Genomic DNA, 19,345 nt, shown 5'->3' with positions numbered 1-19,345 from the left:
GATAAGACAGCATGAAGTACTCCGAATTTTGAGTACGGAATGATGGATTAACTATACGCTAGCTATTAGGAGCCGTAACTGGATTGATGAAGTCGGTCGTGTATTCGATGTTCTTGTAACCTTTCTTATCTAGTTTTCAGGGTACAATACACCTGAATATTTCATGTCTGATGGCAATAACGGAGAGGTCACACCTGTCCGTGCCGAACACAGTGCAAGGAAGACTACGGTAGAAAGAATTTGAAAAATTTTAATTGGCCCGTTGGTCAAGTGGTTAAGACACCGCCCTTTCACGGCGGTAACACGGGTTCGAATCCCGTACGGGTCACCAAAGTTTTTTCGCATAGTTGAAAATAACTTATCTCATAGTGGAGGATTAGCTCAGCTGGGAGAGCACTTGCCTTACAAGCAAGGGGTCGCAGGTTCGAGCCCTGCATCCTCCACTCATTGGTCCGGTAGTTCAGTTGGTTAGAATGCCTGCCTGTCACGCAGGAGGTCGCGGGTTCGAGTCCCGTCCTGACCGCCATTTTCCGGTTTAGCTCAATTGGTAGATCACGATCGAATTTGCTACAGTGAATAATCAACAGCGTGCCATTCGAGAAGCTACTTGGTTAAGCTTACTGAGAATGGAACGACGATAACAAAAGTAAGAATTTTTTTTAAAAATAAAAAGTTAAATTAAGCCGGTCTAGCTCAATTGGTAGAGCAACTGACTTGTAATCAGTAGGTTGGGGGTTCAAGTCCTCTGGCCGGCACCATTACTCTATTATAATTATGAGCCATTAGCTCAGTTGGTAGAGCATCTGACTTTTAATCAGAGGGTCGGAGGTTCGAATCCTCCATGGCTCATCATAGTTTATTGCGATAGCAAAATAACTATCATTTAGCGGGTGTGGCGGAATTGGCAGACGCGCTAGACTTAGGATCTAGTGTTTTTAAACGTGGGGGTTCAAGTCCCTCCACCCGCACCAAAGTTTTTTACGTAGCGAAGGGAAGTAAAATAACTTTCTATTGTTTTCAAAAAACTACAATGCGAAAGTAGTTCAGTGGTAGAACACCACCTTGCCAAGGTGGGGGTCGCGGGTTCGAATCCCGTCTTTCGCTCCATATAATTTATATTAAACCATGCCGGGGTGGTGGAATTGGCAGACACACAGGACTTAAAATCCTGCGGTAGGTAACTATCGTGCCGGTTCAAGTCCGGCCCTCGGTACCATTAGCGCTAATGCTCAGTCGGTTAAAGAAATCCATTAATATCCAATTGGTTGCAAGTAAACATCCATCAAGGACCACCACGAGAGAGTTTTAGTACGGAGGAGTACCCAAGTCTGGCTGAAGGGAGCGGTCTTGAAAACCGCCAGGGGCTTCACGGCCCGCGGGGGTTCGAATCCCTCCTCCTCCGCCATTTTTATAAATATATTTTATTAACTTGATTAATTATGTTGTAGAGCTGTTAATTGAAGATGGAGGGATAGCGAAGTTGGCCAAACGCGGCGGACTGTAAATCCGCTCCCATCGGGTTCGTAGGTTCGAGTCCTACTCCCTCCACCATGTATATTCCTATATTGTTTTGGTATGCGGGTGTATTTTAGTGACGAGCAAAACATCCACCGAATAAGCTACTAGTAGTTCCGAAGCATTTACATCTCTGAATAAGCTAGCAGATGCAGGGACATGAAAAGAGCGTAAGCCAAAATTTAAAAATAAGATAAAACTCCATGCGGGTGTAGTTTAGTGGTAAAACCTCAGCCACGAGCAAAACATCCACCGAGTAAGCTACGAGTTGTCCCGAAGCATATAACACCTTTGAATAAGCTAGCAGATGCAGGGACATGAAAAGAGCGTAAGCCAAAATTTAAAAATAAGGTAAAACTCCATGCGGGTGTAGTTTAGTGGTAAAACCTCAGCCTTCCAAGCTGATGTCGAGGGTTCGATTCCCTTCACCCGCTCCATTATTATAATGGGCCTGTAGCTCAGCTGGTTAGAGCGCACGCCTGATAAGCGTGAGGTCGGTGGTTCAAGTCCACTCAGGCCCATTGAAAGTTATTGGTTTAAATCTCATGCATTATTATGTTAATATAATACTTGGAGTTTGCGCCTTTAGCTCAGCAGGATAGAGCAACGAGCAAAACATCTACCGATTAGGCTACTAGTAACCTCGAAGCACATTGCTTCTTGAATTGGCTTGTAGATGCAGAGGTATTTATGAAGTTATAGAAAATAACTTTCTTTTAATTTCATGCGCCCTTAGCTCAGCAGGATAGAGCAACAGCCTTCTAAGCTGTGGGTCAGAGGTTCGAATCCTCTAGGGCGCGTAGCCTTGTTCCGAAGTAGCTGAAACGTAATAAGTGTCACCGAGTAATCATGGTCCGCGAAAAGCGAAGATTTCATCGGAAATATAAACCCTTTTAGCACGATTGGACAAGGTCATTGAAAAGTATAATTTGATATTAATCCACAGTAGCTCAGTGGTAGAGCAATCGGCTGTTAACCGATCGGTCGTAGGTTCGAATCCTACCTGTGGAGCCAGTGGAGAAGTACTCAAGTGGCTGAAGAGGCGCCCCTGCTAAGGGTGTAGGTCGCGTAAGCGGCGCGAGGGTTCAAATCCCTCCTTCTCCGCCATTTATTGGGCTATAGCCAAGCGGTAAGGTAACGGTTTTTGGTACCGTCATGCGCTGGTTCGAATCCAGCTAGCCCAGCCATTTATATGTATATAGAACGGGGCCTTAGCTCAGCTGGGAGAGCGCCTGCTTTGCACGCAGGAGGTCAGCGGTTCGATCCCGCTAGGCTCCATCATACCAAAGACTACAATTAGTTATATGCTGATTGTAGTCTTTTTTATCAAATAGTTGACATATGCAGTAAGTGGTATTATGATGTGGCTATATCAAAAAAAATTGATTTATTATAGTTGTTTTGTTTTTGTTTTGGCAAAAATCAATTTTTTTTGATTAATAGTGATAACAAATGATTGTTAAATGGAGGGATTGTTGTGATTGTAAATCATGCTGGTACATTAAAGAAGGATTTCTTTATTGCTTACTTATCATTAGTAATGAATGCGAAAAATTGCACATTAAATCAAGCAAAGGAGACAACTTTTGAACGCTTTTTTAAACAGGATAAAGACATCTATGGGCAAGAAACATACCAACAATTTTTATTAGCTTATCGTTCTCTAAGAAGTGATTCTTAGAGAAGTACATCCTTCCTTACGTGAGGGGTGATTCCTTAAATAACATTGTTTGTATGTATATTTCCAACTTTTATAAAAAAAGCTAGATTATTACAAACAATAATATTAATATTTGAGTTAAAAGGAACACTTACCATACCTACTAAAGGGCAAGGCCAATTTCGCGAATGTCTGCTTGCACAATGTAAAGGAGGTGGTTTACATGAAAAGAAATATTAAGTTTGCCTTTTTTTTCGGTGTAATTGCAATATTGTCCTATGTTGTTTCTATTCCATATATGATTGCTATATCTGATCATGTTTTAGAGCAGTTAAATGAAATGGCAGATACAAGAGTAACAACTGTCCAATATATTTTCGGATCAGGAATTAACCTTATTATAACGGCCTTTATCTTTAGCTTAGTTGGCATATTTTTGTCTTCAAAGGCAGGACTAAGATGGGATTGGATTCGTTCTGTTTTTGAGAAAGCTGAAAAACCGAGATGGGATTATAAATACTTATGGATTTCCATTGGTTGGGGATTCATATCTGCTGTGGTAATCTCGGTGTTGATTTCGTTCGTTTTTGCACCAAACATTCCTTCATTTTTAGAAGTAAATCAAACGGTGGATATTCCTTGGTGGGTAGGTCTTACTACTATATTTCAAGGTGGGATATCAGAAGAATTAATTATGAGATTTGGGCTCATGACTTTATTGGTATGGATACTTAGTAAGGTATTTATGCGGAAAAAAAGTGTCATTTCTCCATGGATTTACTGGATAGCGATAGTAGGAACTTCCTTAGTATTTGGTATTGGACATTTACCGTTAGCGCAACTGGTTTATGGTGAATTAACACTATGGGTGGTTTTGTATATTTTAATTGGAAATGGATTTGCTGGGCTAGGTTTTGGTTTTTTATATTGGAAAAGAGGATTAGAATATGCCATTGTCTCTCATATGTCGGCTGATTTTATGCTCCATTTTGTTACCCCATTAATTTAGTGCTGGGGAATTTTATAGGGAATGTATTTTAAAAATTCCACAAAGCTACAATCAAGGGTCAGGGTGACTGACCCCTATTGTGAGGTATATTTTGGGACAGTTAACCTGTCCCTCTGTCCCAAAAATGATAAAATAGGAAAAGGTTTTGTAATTAATCTTATTGATTTGGGGAGTAAAAAGTGAGTATTAACGACATAATCGTTTTGATTGTTATTGGCTTTTTTTGTATTGGGGCTATTGATAAATGTATAGGAAATAGGTGGGGAATGGGGCACCGTTTTACTGATGGATTTAAGGCTATGGGTTCACTTACACTTGCAATGGTTGGAATCATATCGTTAGCCCCAGTAATTGCTTCTATACTGACTCCAATTATCGCACCTTTTTATGGGTTAGTCGGAGCAGACCCAGCTGCATTTGCAAATACTTTATTAGCCCTTGATATGGGAGGGTATGCATTAGCATTGGAAATGTCTCAAAGTGCAGAAGCTGAATTGTTTGCATGGGTGTTTTTAGGAACCATGATGGGACCAACACTTGTTTTTACAATCCCTATTGGACTGGGCATCATAGAAAAAGAAGACCAAAAATTCTTTGCGAAAGGGGTTCTTTTAGGTTTAATAACTATTCCAATTGGCTGTTTCGTTGGTGGGATTATTGCTGACTTACATATGATGGTTATCATCAAAAACCTTATTCCAGCTATTATATTGTCTATTATGATTTCGGTAGGATTATGGAAATATACGGATAGAATGATTTCGGGATTTACAGTTTTTGCAAAATGTATTGAAATCATAGCTATTATTGGGCTAGCAGCAATATGTGTGGAAACATTCACAGGTTTCACTGTTATTCCCAACATGACTCCACTCATGGATGGGATTGAAATTGTTGCGATGATTGTTGTGTTTTTGGCAGGTGCGTTTCCAATGGTTGCTTTCTTATCCATTATTCTTAAAAAAATCCTTCGGAAAGTAGGTACCCTACTAGGAATCAGTGAAACGTCAACAGCAGGCTTAGTCGCATCTCTAGCCCATAACATTCCGATGCTATCCCTTCTTAAAGATATGGATTCAAGAGGGAAAGTCATCAATGTAGCATTTGCTGTCAGTGGTGCATTTGTATTTGGAGGACACTTGGGCTTTGTTGCTGGTGTGAACAAGGAAGTTGTTTTTGCAATGGTAGTAGGAAAACTAGCTGGAGGAATCAGCGCAGTTCTATTAGCTGTTATTACAACCCGCGAAAAGAAGACCCGCTAATTTTCTTTTGAAAAAGGGAGTAGGCTGAAGGATTTCTGTAAAAGATAGACTTAGATAAAACATAGGGAGGAAAGCTTTATGCCGATTCAAAACCAACATGAAATCCAACAACTAGTTGAAGTTTCTCTAAAATTAGAGGATGCAGCTCGTCAAGCAAAAAATAATGCGGATGCTGAAAAAATCCAACAAATTCAACAGCAATTACGTGAGGTACAAGATCAAATTCAAGATGCACGTGGTAAGGCGATTAATGGAAGTGGGACTTCAACCGAGCCCTTATTTGAAGCTCAACTTCGTGTAGAAGAAACTCAACACCAAATGGAAAGAGTACTCACTAACCTGAATGCTCAAGAAGATAATGTACAACCATAAGTAGTAAGGATATCTTTGGTGTCAGAAAGTGCTCGTATATAATTGTTAACGGGTAGTTTGTCTGACACCGTATTTTGTTTTAACCACCAGCAATATTAGATATTCGTCTCTCCATAACGAGTGTCGAAGTTTTTCTTAACATATAAAAAAGACATCCATTTTTGGAATGTCTTCATTCTTTCTACTATTTTTTTCTTTTAGAACAATAATCGCATACTTCTATATCTCTTTCTTCCCTCTTACATAATACTTTTTCACATTTCATACAACGGACTAAATGATTAGCTTCTTCTTGTTTTCTTATAAGTCTACTGTAATTCAATGATAATCATCTCCTTTGTTCCCATTTTATTCAGTTAATAGGAGATAATTTCTTACTTATTATTTACAAAAAAAGACACAGAAGGACAGGAAATAAAATTCATATTACCGAGTGCTTAATAGCATAAGGGCCATGCCCCTCTGTCCAAAAAAATCCTTCCGCAGAATGATTTTCATCTACGGAAGGTTATATTTACAAGGTCTTTAATACATCGATGTGACCTTCATTTCATTGGTTGATTCATTGCCTGCAGGGTCAACTGCTTTAAATACGATTGTGTTTTCGCCATTCTCCAGCACAATATCATACTTTCCAGTTTCCGCTGCTTCGACCTCAGAACCATTGACCGTTACGGTAATGTCAGCTTCTTCATCAGTTGATACATTAAAGAGAAGTGATCCAGGTCCTGATGAACCGAAACCAGATCCAGAAACCGAAATGGTTGGAGCTTTTGTATCTAACACGACGGTTTTACTAGCTGTTCCAACATTACCAGCAGCATCGGTTGCGGTTACCATAATATCATTAGAGCCTTCAGATAATGTAACCTCGTAGTCTCCATCTTCATTAGCAGTAACTTCTGTTCCTTCTACGGTTACTTCGATATCTGCGTCTTCATCGACATCGATCGTAACGATTTGTTCAACAGCATTGACTAAATCTTCAATACCGCTAATTGTAATGGAAGGGGAGGTTGTATCCGGGTCATTATCATACATTGACGTGACCTTCATTTCATTGGTTGATTCATTGCCTGCAGGATCAACTGCTTTAAATACGATTGTGTTTTCGCCATTCTCCAGCACAATATCATACTTTCCAGTTTCCGCTGCTTCGACCTCAGAACCATTGACCGTTACGGTAATGTCAGCTTCTTCATCAGTTGATACATTAAAGAGAAGTGATCCAGGTCCTGATGAACCGAAACCAGATCCAGAAACCGAAATGGTTGGAGCTTTTGTATCTAACACAACGGTTTTACTAGCTGTTCCAACATTACCAGCAGCATCGGTTGCGGCTACCACAATCTCATTGGAGCCTTCAGATAATGTAACCTCGTAGTCTCCATCTTCATTAGCAGTAACTTCTGTTCCTTCTACGGTTACTTCGATATCTGCGTCTTCATCGACATCGATCGTAACGATTTGTTCAACAGCATTGACTAAATCTTCAATACCGCTAATTGTTACAGCAGGTGCAACGGTATCGTCTGGTTCATCACTGATTGGCGTTGCTGATATAGGCTCTGAAAGCTCTGATTCGTTCCCTGATTCATTGACAGCAGAAACAGCAAAGGTATAGGAAATACCATTATCCAGTCCATCTATAACGAATTCTTCTTCAACAATGGCATCCGCTGTTAGCTTCGTCCATTGCTCGTTGTCCTGCATGTAAACAAAGTAGCCATTCAGATTTTCCTCTTCATTTGGCTGCCAAGTTAACGAAACTTCCTTATCACCAGCTACACCTGTTAAGCCTGTTGGAGTATTTGGTGTTAAAGGTGCCTCGACTGTTATCGTTTCAGTTGTGACAGGATTTCCATTTGTATCGATAACGGTTATTTCTAAATCGCCGGCTTCATCTGGTGTGATTGTCACTTGCGCTGTTCCATTGTCATCAAGGGTAACATCACTTTCATAGTTACCTACATTAAGTGTTGCATCTTGGTAAGGAAGTATTCCCTTTCTGACATTAATGTACAGCTCTGTTTCTTCACCAACTGTTAACTGTTCCGGTGAAACCGTTATGCTAACTGTTTCCATGTCAAAGAAATTTTTCACTGCGTGTTTTAAGGATTCCTGATCATCGATCATCGTTGTTATCAGATATTTTTTGTTACCATCTAATGTAACGCTTGTTTCATCAGCGTCTGCTTCATATGCAAGCTTCCAATCAGACACCGTGTGATTACTTGCAATCGTAGCGGTGAGTAACTGGAACGATGCGATACTTGCAGATGCAGTCGATGAACTATCCTCTTCCATTGCTTCATAAATACGGTAACCTAGTGCATCAGAGATGGCATCCCAATTTAAGGTTATCGTACCCTCTGCATTAAATTGGTGAAGCAATTGCGGTACTTGATCAGGATCATTGTCAGGCATGCGATGTTCCATAAATGTAACAGGAACAGTTGCATTACCGCCTGTTTGAACAACATAGGAATTAGATAGATCCAAATCTCCGCTTATAAATGGCAAGAGATAGGTTTCCAGCCACATCGTTTCACCTGGGGCTAGTTCACGTTGGAAAATGTCTGTTTGTTGATTCGGTGCAAGAATATAATTTACTCCTTCATCCTTAGTCGTGAATGATGCATTGTAAACAGGCACATCGGATACGTTTTTCAAACCATACTTTACATGATATGGATGGCCACGATCTGCTCGATCCTGTGCATCAACAAAAATTTCAAGCGCATCTTCGCCCCAAACGCGGAATGGATCTTCTGTTTCGAACGTTGTTTGGACAAGCTCATCAAATGGTTGAAGGTTACCTTCAAATAATGCTCGGAGTGTGTAGTATCCCTTTTGATCTCCTCGAATGATCCACTTTTGCTCCCGTTTTTCTCCACCTGCGATATCGCCTAAATCCACTTGTAAGGATTGTGGCTCTGCTGTTGGAGCTAAGCTTAAGCCATTAGGAAGCTCCAGTGTAGCGGTAGAATCAGAAAGAATAAACTCGGCATCAGCTGTGTTTTCTAATGTTAATCCTACTTCAAAAAATTCTTTCAGCCAGCGTGCTTCTGCTGGAATAACAAGATAAGCGATTGTAGGTCTTAATCCAGGACCAGCATCCTCAGTCACTTCAGGTGAAGGGATAATTGGTGTAGGATAAGCGACTAACTTTTCATCGTCATCATCGGTAATAATAATTGGCTCTGGTGGTAGACCGACAAATTGTCCGGCGGAGTTCACCTTGAAAGCAGAAGGTGCGAGCGATTGACCATTAAATGCTAAATTCACATTAAATTCATATACCCACTGGTTTTCAGGAGCATTTACATCAATACCAGCATCTTCAATTTCTTCCAATGTCATCCGTTCAACTGTTAAGTCACCAACAACTAACTCCCCGCGTTTTAAACGAACGGTTGCTGTTTTCGTCTCGTCTACTTCAAGTGTCGCATTGATTGCTTTTGGTTTAAAGCCTTCTTTGTAGGCATAAACCCGATAATCTCCTGGTTCAGCTACCACATTAGCCATTCCTTGGCCGTTCGAAGTTGTTTTTTGACTAGAACCATCAGGAAATTCGATGACCACGGAAGCACCTGATATGACTGCACCACTAGCATTATCGAGAACACGTACTTCTAATGTACCGACTTCTTCTTTAGCCCTCACCGTAACAGTCGTTGTATCCGTATCTGAATTTCCAGAAGCATCATACACTGTTAAGGTAGCAGTATATTCTCCTTCCGCATCGTAAAGGTGTGTTGGTTCAGCCATTTCGGCTGTTGATCCATCACCAAAATCCCATTCGTAGCGAACAATGCGATCATTATCCCTCGATTGTGTTCCATTAAAAGCTGCTTCCATCCCAACGGTAACAACAATGTCATCACCTGCATTAGCAGTTGGATTAATTGGATCATCGGTTAATGGTGTAACTGATACTTCATCACTTCTGCTCGTATTATTATAACTATCAACCGCATCAACGACATAATAATACGTTAATCCCGGTTCTAATGGTTCATCTGAATAGGATGTTGTAGTCATATCTTCAACAAGACGATAGCCTTCTCCTTGTTTGGTACTTCGGTAAACTCTATATCCTGCTAAATCTTCTTCATCATTAGACGTCCATGAAAGGTCTACACCCCAGCCTTTAGCTGTTGCAGTTACATCTGGTTTTGCTGGTGGTTCGACATTCAAATCATAGCTAACTTCTTTTGGGTCACTAGCCTGCCCCTTTACATCGGTTGCTATCGCACGAACGTCATACGTACCATCAGATAATCCACTTGTATCCCATTGGAAGTTGACGACTTTACTATACGTGTCTATGTTTTCTACTGTATCAATTTCATGCCATGTATTATCTTCACTGTCTGCTGCTTTGTATTCCAATGTCAATGAATCGAGCTTATAATTATCCGATGCCAACACAGATATTCTAGGATTCTGCGGCAATTTAGAATCCGTTTTTGGTGACAAACTATGAACAACAGGTGCCTCCGTATCTTCCTCTAAACTAGCGGTTAAAATCTCTGTTGCTTCTCCTTCATTACCAGCATTATCAAATGCAGTTACCTTGTAGTAGTAGTTTTCAGCTGGTTCTACATCCTCATCACGATATCCGAGGGTGTTCAGATCATTTGCTACAACTGTAAATGGACCTGCTTCATCTGTAGCACGATATACACGATAACCCTCAAGGTCTAATTCTGGCCCCTGTTCCCAGGTTAATTCGATTGTTCGTGGTGTTGCGTCAATCGAAAATCCGCCTGGTGCACCTGGTGCGTGATGATCAATTCGGTATTCATAAACATTAGATGGATTAGATGTATTTCCAGCCGAATCTGTAGAAATCCCTCGTACATAATAGGATCCTTCTGCTAATTCAGCGACATCCCAATCAAAGGTAACCTGTTCTGTTTTTTTAGAACCATCAAGATTTATGGTGGTAATCTCTTCCCATGTTTCTTGATTTGTTGAATACTCAAACGTAAAGGATGCTACGCCGACATTGTCGGTTACATTTCCTTTTAAAGGGATTGTTTCATCAAAGTAACCTGGATTTGGTGCTAAACTTGTGACAACAGGACTTGTGGTATCTGCTGTTGTTGTTACTTCTATGACATCCGACGCTTCTCCGCGGTTTCCATATTGATCATAAGCGACTACTTGGAATGAGTAGTTGGAATTTGGTGAAAGTCCATCAATGTGCATTCCTAATGTATTGTACTCTTTGCCAATGCTGTTAAATAAACCGGTATCCTCATCCTTTTGTTCAACTTGGAAATAGGAAAAGTCAGGTGCTGTGACATCATTCCAACGTAAAGTGACCGCAGTTGTATTCTCATCTGCTGTCACACCAGTAATTTTTTCTGGGCCTTGCTTGTCGATCATGTATGTGCGAACAATTGAGCCATCACTATCATTGCCTGCTGAGTCATGAGCAATTGCCCGAATGACTATTTCTCCTTCAAGCGTCCCGGTGTCCCATGTGAAGTTGGCATTATTTTGGGTCGCCTTTGTTTCGATGTCATGCCATGTTGCCCCGTCATCGTCAGAATACTGAAGCGTGATACTTGATAAAGCAAGATTATCCTCTGCACGTACAGTTACCGTTGCTTCTTGTCCAATGACCGTATCATTAATCGGTTCAATACCAAGGACAACTGGTGGGATGTCATCTGTCTTCGCCGACACGGCTGCAATTTGTGACATGTCTCCTTCTTGATTAAAACGGTCTCGTGCAGTAATACGATAGAAATACGTTAATTCAGGCTGCACCGTATCATCTGTTACGGTTACATTATCACGCCCATTAACAGTACGAATGTAATGAAACGGCCCTTCCTGACTAGTTGCCCGGTAAATTCTATAATTTGAAACATCGGCTTCACTAGGGGCTTCCCAGGATAAACTTACGACACCTGAGCCATAATTTCCGATAACATTTTCCGGAACACTCGGTGGAGTTCGGTCCACTTGATACTGAACTTCTTGTTCCGTACTGTTCCCGGAGCTATCTGAAACGGTGAAGCGAACGGTGTAAGTGTCACTTGTTAGATCCTCTAATTGCCAATATTTATAGAAGTAGAAGTTATTATTGGAACCATATGGACCGTAAGTATGTCCGTCGATTGGATTCCACGTTGTACCGTCCGTACTATACTCATATTGAACGGTTGCTCCTTCTCTTCCTGCATTATCCCGGAAATAAACATACATTCTTTGTGAACCATCGCCGCCAATGGTTACACCTGAGTCAGGACTCGTATCATAAATGTAAGGATCAGTGGTATCCTCCAATAACTGAGCACTTACTGGTTCAGAACTCGCTATATTTCTGTATTGATCTCGTGTTTCAATTTTATAATAATAGGTTTTAGAAGCATCGAGACTAGAATCCGTATAACTAGTAGTATTACTAGTTAACCAACCTGTGCGAGAAGAATAACTGCCATCGATTGACTCACTGCGATAGATCCGATATGGTCGAGAATTAAGATCATCATCTGATACAGTTTCCCAGTTTAGCGTTATCGTATTTTCAGCTGAAGTAGTTGATAACGTATCTACTGCAGTTACATCTACATCCAAGTTATAGCTGAATTCCTTGCTTGTTTCGTTACCTGCTAAATCAGAAGCTACTGCTTTTAATAGGTAGGTGCCAGATGTAAGTCCTTCTGTGTACCAGGTAAAATCGAATCGATCCCAGTAAGGGTAGGTGTCAGTTCCGATTTCTTCCCATGTACTTCCATTATCTTCAGAATAATAAAGCGTTGTATAATCTACCTCTTTATTATCTGTTGCCCACACATCCAAACTGACGGATGGTCCACCTATCGTTTCATCTTCAGCTGGTTCGATTCTTGTAATAACAGGTGCTGTCGTATCATCTGCAACTTTAACCCATTGAACGTCAGATTCAGCAATATTTCCATACGTATCTTCAAATCGGACTTTATAATAATAAATATCATCGATTGTAACACTTGTATCGGTATAGCTGGTCTCTGTTACATTATTCATTCTACTTCGGTGCGAATAATACCCATAACGTGTTTCGGACCGGTAGACACGATAATATCTGAAATCGTCTGCTTCTGATTCATCCCAGCTAACTGTAACGGTTCCATCTGTTGTTGATAATTCAACATTCTCAGGTGGTGTAGCTGTAACATCTAAGCTAACATCTTTTGTTACAGAGGATGAATTTCCAGATGCATCTGTAACAGTAAACCTTATTGAAACATCACCTGATGATAAGCTTGACGGATTCCAGTATATAGATGAGTAGCTATAGCCTGGATCACTAATTGGATTCCAAGTTGATCCATCATCTAAAGAATAATCAAAGTCAATAGTAGAAATGCTACGGTGCGAGTTTTCGTTATAATAAACGCGTAAATAAACAGACGAACTACCTATGGTATCTCCATCACTAATATTGGTTGATGTGATAGTCGGTGCTGTTGTATCCTCTTCTGGAGTTACCGTTACTTCTTGCGAAAATTCACTTTCATTCCCTCGTGAATCCGTTGCAGTAAGCACATAATAATAAGTGGTTCCAGCTTCTACATCTCGGTCGGTATAATTTGAATAGTATCCGCGCCTACCAATGTATTCATAGTCTTCACCAGATGTTGTCGACCGGTAGATGTGGTAGTCGTCTAGGTCACTTTCACTATTTCGATTCCACGTAAGCGATACTTCATCCACACCTGCAGATGCGGAAAGATTCGAAGGTGCTTGTGGTGCCGTGTTGTCAATGGTCCAAATTCTAACTGGAGATCCATTTGAAGCATTTCCGGCTTTGTCATAAGCAATTAGACGGAATTTATAAGCCCCATCCGCTAATTTTTGTCCATTTAATGTAGTATCCCAGTTTATTGTATCTCTCCAATAAGGAAGTGATTTTCCTAAACTAGAATCCCAATACGAATAGCGAGACAGCTGATCTTCTTCAATTGTTTTTATATCGTCCCAAGTAGCCCCATCATCAGTCGTTACTTGAAAGACAACAGAATCAATACCAGAGCTTTCTCCATCCCTTACTCGAAAATGAACACCATATGGGTCACCACCTAATGTTGTGTTGTCATTAGGGTTAAATGTATAAATGTATGGTGCATCTTGTTCAAAGTAAACAGTTTGATTCTTTTTATGCGTACCGCCATCATTCGTTGCTTCAATTAAAAATTCACTTTCTCCATCGGAAAGCGTGAAGTCAGTGGAGAAGTTACCATTTCCATCCACTACAACAGTTTCATCATTAATGGATACTTCAGCTCCAGCTTCGGTTACACCGGATAATGTGTACGCGCTGTCATTGGTTGCAAATGTGGTTCCATTATCAAGTGTAATACTTGGACCATCATATACTTCTGCACTCACTTTATTCGTTCCACTTTCATTTCCAGCATCGTCTCTGCTATAAATCAAATACTTATACATCGTATTTTTTGAAGCATAGTTATCTCTTAAACTAGTATCCGGTGCGTAAACCCACCAGCCCCTAGAATAAGAGCCATCCATTAGTTCTCGCCTAATGTAATAGCGGTCAGCGTCATCCACTGTATCCCACGTTAGCAAGATATCATCGCCATCAGCTGTTGCTTCGAAATTAGATGGTGTGTCAGGATTCGCATGATCAATTGTAATGGTTCGTTGCGGTGTAGTAGTTTCACGACCGTTCGCATCGATAGCTGTTGCACGAATGTTATAGATATCATCATCGATTGCTGAAATATCCCAACTGCCATACACTCGAAAATAATTGTCTGATTGAGATACTTCCTGGTCGGGGTTAATTATTTCCCATGTCGTACCATTATCGTTTGAAACCTCAATATTAATTGCCTCAATCGGAATATGATCGATAAATCGAACATTATAAGATACAGAACTGTAATTTGTTGTGTAATTAGAGCTTGGATTGGCATAATCGATGACAGGCTGACTAACAGGAATTACGCTTGATACAACATTCGATATCATTTCGTTACCTGCTGCATCTACCGATATCACTCGATATTTATAAGTTAGACCAGCAGTTACATTTTGGTCTGTAAAGGTAGATTCTGTTAGATTGCTATTACGTGTCGACCAACCTGATGTCGCACGAGTACGCTGGATCTCATAATGATCAATATCATCTGTAAGTGCATCCCAGTTCACGATGAAATCGGTTTGATCTTCACTAGTTGTAACGGTTAAACTTTCCACTTGTGAAGGTCTTACCGTATCTTTCTTTATTTCTGTTTGCTCTGTTAAGGTATGTCCATCTAGATCTGTAGCTGTAGCCTGTACATAGAAGGCCCCCTCGGGTAAGTCTGTTAAATCAACAAAAATTCTTCTATACCATTCATTATTATAACGATAATGATAGATACCATAGTCGTTAACAATTAGTTCAAACGGTTGCCAATTAGTACCGTCGGTTGAGTAATTATATTCAATCGATGTAATCTCTGATTCAGAACGAAATCTGGCATATAAATAAAAGTCATCGGAGTTGTTAGCATTTACGTAACCGTTATTTTCTAAATCCCACCTATTAAATGTAATTGGATTATCTTCATCGGCTGATACGGGTTGAATGAATGGTTGGAATAGATACTCTATTTGACCAAAAATGATAATGAACATGATAAACAACATCAGATGCTTTTTTACATACCCTCTTAAGTCTCGATAGTATAGGCTTTTATCCATACATTTGTTCACCTAGCATTCATTCTCGTTAAAGCCTATGTAGTGATTTTCACATACAAAAAATATTCTTTAACCATAATGAGAATGAAATGCTTGGCTTCGTCACCTCCTATTATTTAATTGTCAAGGTTCAACATACTTTGGAAAAACTGCTCCTACATCGACTATAAAGTACAAGTTATGACTTCATTATTCTCACCCCCTTTTAAACATGGAAGGAACTAACTAGACTATTCTACGATAATATTGGTATCCCTTTGATTTTATTAAGGTTTGAGGAAAAATGGCTATTAAGGAGTAGAAGGAGAGAGAAGGCTAGGAAATGCCGTCATTTCCGTTATGTCGAAGAACTAGGACTTGTTATTTATGTGAATGGACATGAGGGACATAGGGACAGGTCCTATGTCCCGTTTGAAAATAAGAGATATTGCTTTAATGAAATTGAACTTTGATTATGGTGGAGTATGGGATGTTGAGTTTTATAAGTTTTTAAACTACGTGAGTCATTAAAATGATTGATTAATTGGGAGAAAGGGAGCCTTGCGACTAAATGTGTCAAATAGGCTGATTGATTACTTCCTGGCCTTCTTTTTATATTTAGAGAGTGAATAATTTGTCTAGCATTTACTATTCCTAAACCATGGGCAAAAAACGTTCCATTTTCAAAAATAATGGCATTTTCTCCTCGCCATAAGGAGTGTCTTGGATGAAAATCCGGATTATTAAAGTAGACAACATCCCCAGGCAAAAAATACCTCGTGTGAATGGAGTGTATTTCGAATTTGGAATCAAAGTGCCAACTGTATAAGTAAATATCCTGGAAAATTTGATTAAATAAATAGTTATCCATACTGTTTAAAATGGCATGATAATAGATAATGACTATAGCCATGGAACATTCAAACGCATATCGTTTACTGTTTATAAATATATCTTGAATGGCATCAGAGGGTAATACATCAGGTCTCAGCTGGAATCCGCCGCTATTTGTCAAATACCAGTATCGTGGGTTGCAGCGAGATTGTTCAAATGAGACTAATTGAGGACGCCCTTGATTCATGGCTTTTGCACTTCCAAGGATGTTTTTTCGTAACTTGAGTTCAAACAATAGTTCATCCATGGATTGATAAGAATGTACAGTTGGATCTTCGTGCATTTGATGAATGATTACACTTTCAATCATATCAAGTGGCCACTCGTTAATTTGTTCTGAATCTATCCCTGTAAGTTGTATCATACTTTTCCCTCATTCCATGCTTGAGATTTCTTTTCTTAACTAATATATTCAAGTGAAATTTCCATGTGTTTTTTATAGGGGGCATGTCCCGTGTCCTTAGTTAGACGTTTAGGAAAAGAGTTGCTATTATCAAGTAGTAGCTTTTTTTGCACGTAAAGAATGTGAAAAATTTTTAGCAGAGAAATAATTCGACGTAGTAAAAATTTTAAGGATCGAGAAAAAGATGAGGAAGAGTGAAAATAGAACAAGGGTGGGACAAGGAACCTGTCCCTTTGTCCCAGTGAAAGGAGAATCAAGTTGTCAGTTGGAAGAAATGAACCATGTCCTTGTGGGAGTGGAAAAAAGTATAAGAAATGTTGCTTGAAAAAGAATAATGTTATTCAATTCCAACATGTAAAGGAGGAGCGATTTTTTCAACAAAAGCATGCGTTAGTAAATCAACTAGGGGATTTTATAACGAATCAAGTTCCTCCAAGTCTTTATTACCGATTAGAGTCACAATTTAAGGATAGAACAGATCGAAAGTTGGGTGAACAACAGCAAGGCTTTTTTAATTTTTGGCTTTATTTTTTCCATCGTTATGAAAATGGTTTACGAGGAATCGAATGGTTTTTAGAGGAGAATGAACGTCGATTGTCAGATGATTTAAAATATATGGCTAAAAGGTGGGCAACACTGAAACCAATGTTGGTTCAAGCGGTTGATCAAACGGAATCTGACGTCATGTTTATGGACTATTTTTCGAAACAAACCTATTCGCTGCCAAAATCAGAAGAAAATATTCCGGCGTGTATTCCATGGTATAGCACCTTTGCTTTACTAGAGCCGATAGAAAATTCCTATTACTTTAATGGTGTGCGAAGTTTTTCTAGTCCAAAGGGATTTCAACAAGCAGTAAATACTGTGCAGAAGCTAATGCAACAAACAGACATGGACCGCGATCAAATTTTAATCGATTATTATCCTGAACTTCTTGCAGCACTACTTGAGAATTTAGATGCAGAGGATGATCAGGAGAAGGAAATTGTGAGATATCGCTATAAGTTCGATCTGACAGATAAAGCTCGTGCTGAGAATTTTTTATATAACGATGATGATTTCGAGATAGAGCAGTGGGATGATACTACCAAGAAACTTGGAATACTTAGTAATTTTAAAAGCTATACGGATAGTGAAATTAATGGTCAAGTTCGATTGGCCGAAATAAATGCTAGCTTAGAGATAGAAAATAACACATTAACGTTTACCACCTATGATCTAGCAGTTGTTAATCAATTTCTAAGAAAATCACTAAGAGCAGAGGGAGCTATTATATTAATAGATGACCACGAAGAGCGTTTCAACGTTCCGGTCCAGGTAGAGATGAAGGAAATGACCGCCTCTATCGATAACGATGTACCAGAATATTTTATTTTATATGCACAACAAGCAACGATTGCTGAATTAGATCACCCCATTCCAAAATATAATCACCTCTCTTTACGTGATTTAGTTAAGAATGGAAAAAAGGAGCTTGCTGAAGAGTGGTTAAAACATGCGGAATATTCTTTGTATAAAAATGTTATTCAGCAATATCAGGATGTAGAGATTACCCCTGATTTCAATACAGCCCGAAGAGAATTAGGGTTGCCGTTATCACCATTTGTGACTGGGGGAGAAAAACGTTATTCTAAGTTAGAGCTAGTGAACCCTCAGCAAAAACGTGCACCCGCTGTACTGGAAGCAGATATTCCGATTTACGAAAATTTGGGATTTACGTCTGAGACGATTAATCATTTTTATACAAAAGATCTAATTGCTTTCTATAAAGAAAAAACAAACGGGAAATCAGAAGGTACGGAAAGGAAATATCGGAATAGTCTTTTTGACATAAGAGAAGTATTGGAAAAGCACGCAAAGAAAAGTTGGGAAGATTGTGACCTGCCTTTTTGGGAGTCATTATTGGGACAAGCGTTTTTTGAATTGAATATTGACATTAGTAAGACGATGGTAAAGGACATGATTACGACAGTTAAAGCACTAACAAAATGGTTAGGTAAGGAAAAGAAATTGACGATTGATAAGCAAATTACTGAACTAGCTAAAAATTATGAACCTCGGATGTTAAATGCAGTTCAACTACTAGATTCAGAAAATCCTTATCATGCAAGAGCTTATCATGCAGAATGGAGTCATTTGGGAAGTGAACTGAAACAAATTGATAAAAATATAGATGATATCCAAACTGGTCAATTTCAAATCATTGCGGTTAACAAACAAAGTGTACGTACGATCAATGTGGACAAAGAAAACGAGCTAACTATTTCCTTAGATAAAAAAGCCGTGCAATATGCGGAAGAAGGGATGATTCTTTCAGCCAAAATCGGCAAAAGCAAATCATTAAATGTATGGAATATCATTCATTTAGATAGAGTAACTATATCGGGACAGGGGGGCCGTTCTGTTATCCCGTCCTTTTAGTGAGGGACAGAGGGACAAGGAGAGATCACTGAAAAAGTCACCTTTTTTTAGCTAACTTTTAACTCTTCATCCGAATCGGAGCTAAAGTTATTCGATTTTGAAAAAATTAATAATAA

General features: G+C 39.4%; 7 protein-coding genes and 17 tRNA genes. 22 read left to right on the top strand and 2 right to left on the bottom strand.

Going from position 1 to position 19,345, the window contains the following annotated elements; all coding sequences use genetic code 11:
• Positions 1–256: 256 nt before the first annotated feature.
• The 21 genes from JOC48_RS20730 to JOC48_RS20630 all read left to right on the top strand — a co-directional run bounded on the left by JOC48_RS20730 (position 257) and on the right by JOC48_RS20630 (position 5,818).
• A tRNA-Glu gene (locus tag JOC48_RS20730) sits at positions 257–331 on the top strand.
• Positions 332–370: 39 nt separating this feature from the next.
• Positions 371–443, top strand: a tRNA-Val gene (locus JOC48_RS20725).
• Between the two features lie 6 nt (positions 444–449).
• A tRNA-Asp gene (locus JOC48_RS20720) sits at positions 450–526 on the top strand.
• A 156-nt stretch (positions 527–682) separates the two neighbouring features.
• Positions 683–758: transfer RNA gene (locus JOC48_RS20715), tRNA-Thr, on the top strand.
• Positions 759–776: 18 nt separating this feature from the next.
• Positions 777–849 (top strand) — tRNA-Lys (locus tag JOC48_RS20710).
• Positions 850–886: 37 nt separating this feature from the next.
• Positions 887–971, top strand: a tRNA-Leu gene (locus JOC48_RS20705).
• A 61-nt stretch (positions 972–1,032) separates the two neighbouring features.
• A tRNA-Gly gene (locus JOC48_RS20700) sits at positions 1,033–1,107 on the top strand.
• A gap of 20 nt (positions 1,108–1,127) precedes the next feature.
• A tRNA-Leu gene (locus JOC48_RS20695) sits at positions 1,128–1,216 on the top strand.
• A gap of 96 nt (positions 1,217–1,312) precedes the next feature.
• Positions 1,313–1,405 (top strand) — tRNA-Ser (locus JOC48_RS20690).
• A gap of 60 nt (positions 1,406–1,465) precedes the next feature.
• A tRNA-Tyr gene (locus JOC48_RS20685) sits at positions 1,466–1,551 on the top strand.
• Positions 1,552–1,878: 327 nt separating this feature from the next.
• Positions 1,879–1,952 (top strand) — tRNA-Gly (locus tag JOC48_RS20680).
• A 10-nt stretch (positions 1,953–1,962) separates the two neighbouring features.
• Positions 1,963–2,036, top strand: a tRNA-Ile gene (locus JOC48_RS20675).
• Between the two features lie 205 nt (positions 2,037–2,241).
• Positions 2,242–2,315, top strand: a tRNA-Arg gene (locus tag JOC48_RS20670).
• A 139-nt stretch (positions 2,316–2,454) separates the two neighbouring features.
• Positions 2,455–2,529 (top strand) — tRNA-Asn (locus tag JOC48_RS20665).
• Between the two features lie 2 nt (positions 2,530–2,531).
• Positions 2,532–2,622: transfer RNA gene (locus JOC48_RS20660), tRNA-Ser, on the top strand.
• A gap of 5 nt (positions 2,623–2,627) precedes the next feature.
• Positions 2,628–2,702: transfer RNA gene (locus tag JOC48_RS20655), tRNA-Gln, on the top strand.
• 18 nt (positions 2,703–2,720) lie between these two features.
• Positions 2,721–2,793 (top strand) — tRNA-Ala (locus JOC48_RS20650).
• A gap of 199 nt (positions 2,794–2,992) precedes the next feature.
• The gene (locus tag JOC48_RS20645; protein ID WP_204502311.1) at positions 2,993–3,196 is read left to right on the top strand and encodes a hypothetical protein; all 204 of its coding nucleotides are present in this window, start codon (positions 2,993–2,995) and stop codon (positions 3,194–3,196) included.
• Positions 3,197–3,398: 202 nt separating this feature from the next.
• On the top strand, positions 3,399–4,184 hold the full coding sequence (locus JOC48_RS20640; RefSeq protein WP_204502310.1) for a CPBP family intramembrane glutamic endopeptidase: 786 nt from the start codon (positions 3,399–3,401) through the stop codon (positions 4,182–4,184).
• A gap of 179 nt (positions 4,185–4,363) precedes the next feature.
• Complete coding sequence (eutH, locus tag JOC48_RS20635; protein WP_204502309.1) at positions 4,364–5,446, top strand: ethanolamine utilization protein EutH; 1,083 nt, start codon at positions 4,364–4,366, stop codon at positions 5,444–5,446.
• A 78-nt stretch (positions 5,447–5,524) separates the two neighbouring features.
• Entirely contained in the window at positions 5,525–5,818 is a 294-nt protein-coding gene (locus tag JOC48_RS20630; RefSeq protein ID WP_204502308.1) for a hypothetical protein, read from the top strand.
• Positions 5,819–6,343: 525 nt separating this feature from the next.
• On the opposite strand, the gene JOC48_RS20625 is transcribed toward JOC48_RS20630, so the two are convergent.
• Both JOC48_RS20625 and JOC48_RS20620 read right to left on the bottom strand, forming a co-directional pair.
• Positions 6,344–15,532 (bottom strand): fibronectin type III domain-containing protein, encoded by a 9,189-nt coding sequence (locus JOC48_RS20625; protein ID WP_204502307.1) that lies wholly within the window; start codon positions 15,530–15,532, stop codon positions 6,344–6,346.
• Positions 15,533–15,932: 400 nt separating this feature from the next.
• Positions 15,933–16,769, bottom strand: coding sequence for a protein-glutamine gamma-glutamyltransferase (locus JOC48_RS20620; protein WP_204502306.1), 837 nt, complete (start codon positions 16,767–16,769; stop codon positions 15,933–15,935).
• A gap of 297 nt (positions 16,770–17,066) precedes the next feature.
• Here JOC48_RS20620 and JOC48_RS20615 point away from each other — a divergent pair, with 297 nt between their 5' ends.
• A complete protein-coding gene (locus tag JOC48_RS20615; RefSeq protein WP_204502305.1) occupies positions 17,067–19,229 on the top strand; it encodes a YecA family protein in 2,163 nt (720 codons plus the stop codon).
• Positions 19,230–19,345 lie beyond the last annotated feature (116 nt).

The sequence above is a fragment of the Aquibacillus albus genome, from assembly GCF_016908325.1.
GTDB classification, from domain to species: Bacteria; Bacillota; Bacilli; order Bacillales; family Amphibacillaceae; genus Aquibacillus_A; species Aquibacillus_A albus.
This window is presented reverse-complemented; position numbering and strand designations above follow the sequence as displayed.

What these genes read in the sequence shown, in the direction of transcription:
- JOC48_RS20640 (WP_204502310.1), top strand. Translation starts at nt 3,399, where the DNA reads ATGAAAAGAAATATTAAGTTTGCCTTTTTTTTCGGTGTAATTGCAATA.
- JOC48_RS20630 (WP_204502308.1), top strand. Translation starts at nt 5,525, where the DNA reads ATGCCGATTCAAAACCAACATGAAATCCAACAACTAGTTGAAGTTTCT.
- JOC48_RS20625 (WP_204502307.1), bottom strand. Translation starts at nt 15,532, where the DNA reads ATGGATAAAAGCCTATACTATCGAGACTTAAGAGGGTATGTAAAAAAG.
- JOC48_RS20620 (WP_204502306.1), bottom strand. Translation starts at nt 16,769, where the DNA reads ATGATACAACTTACAGGGATAGATTCAGAACAAATTAACGAGTGGCCA.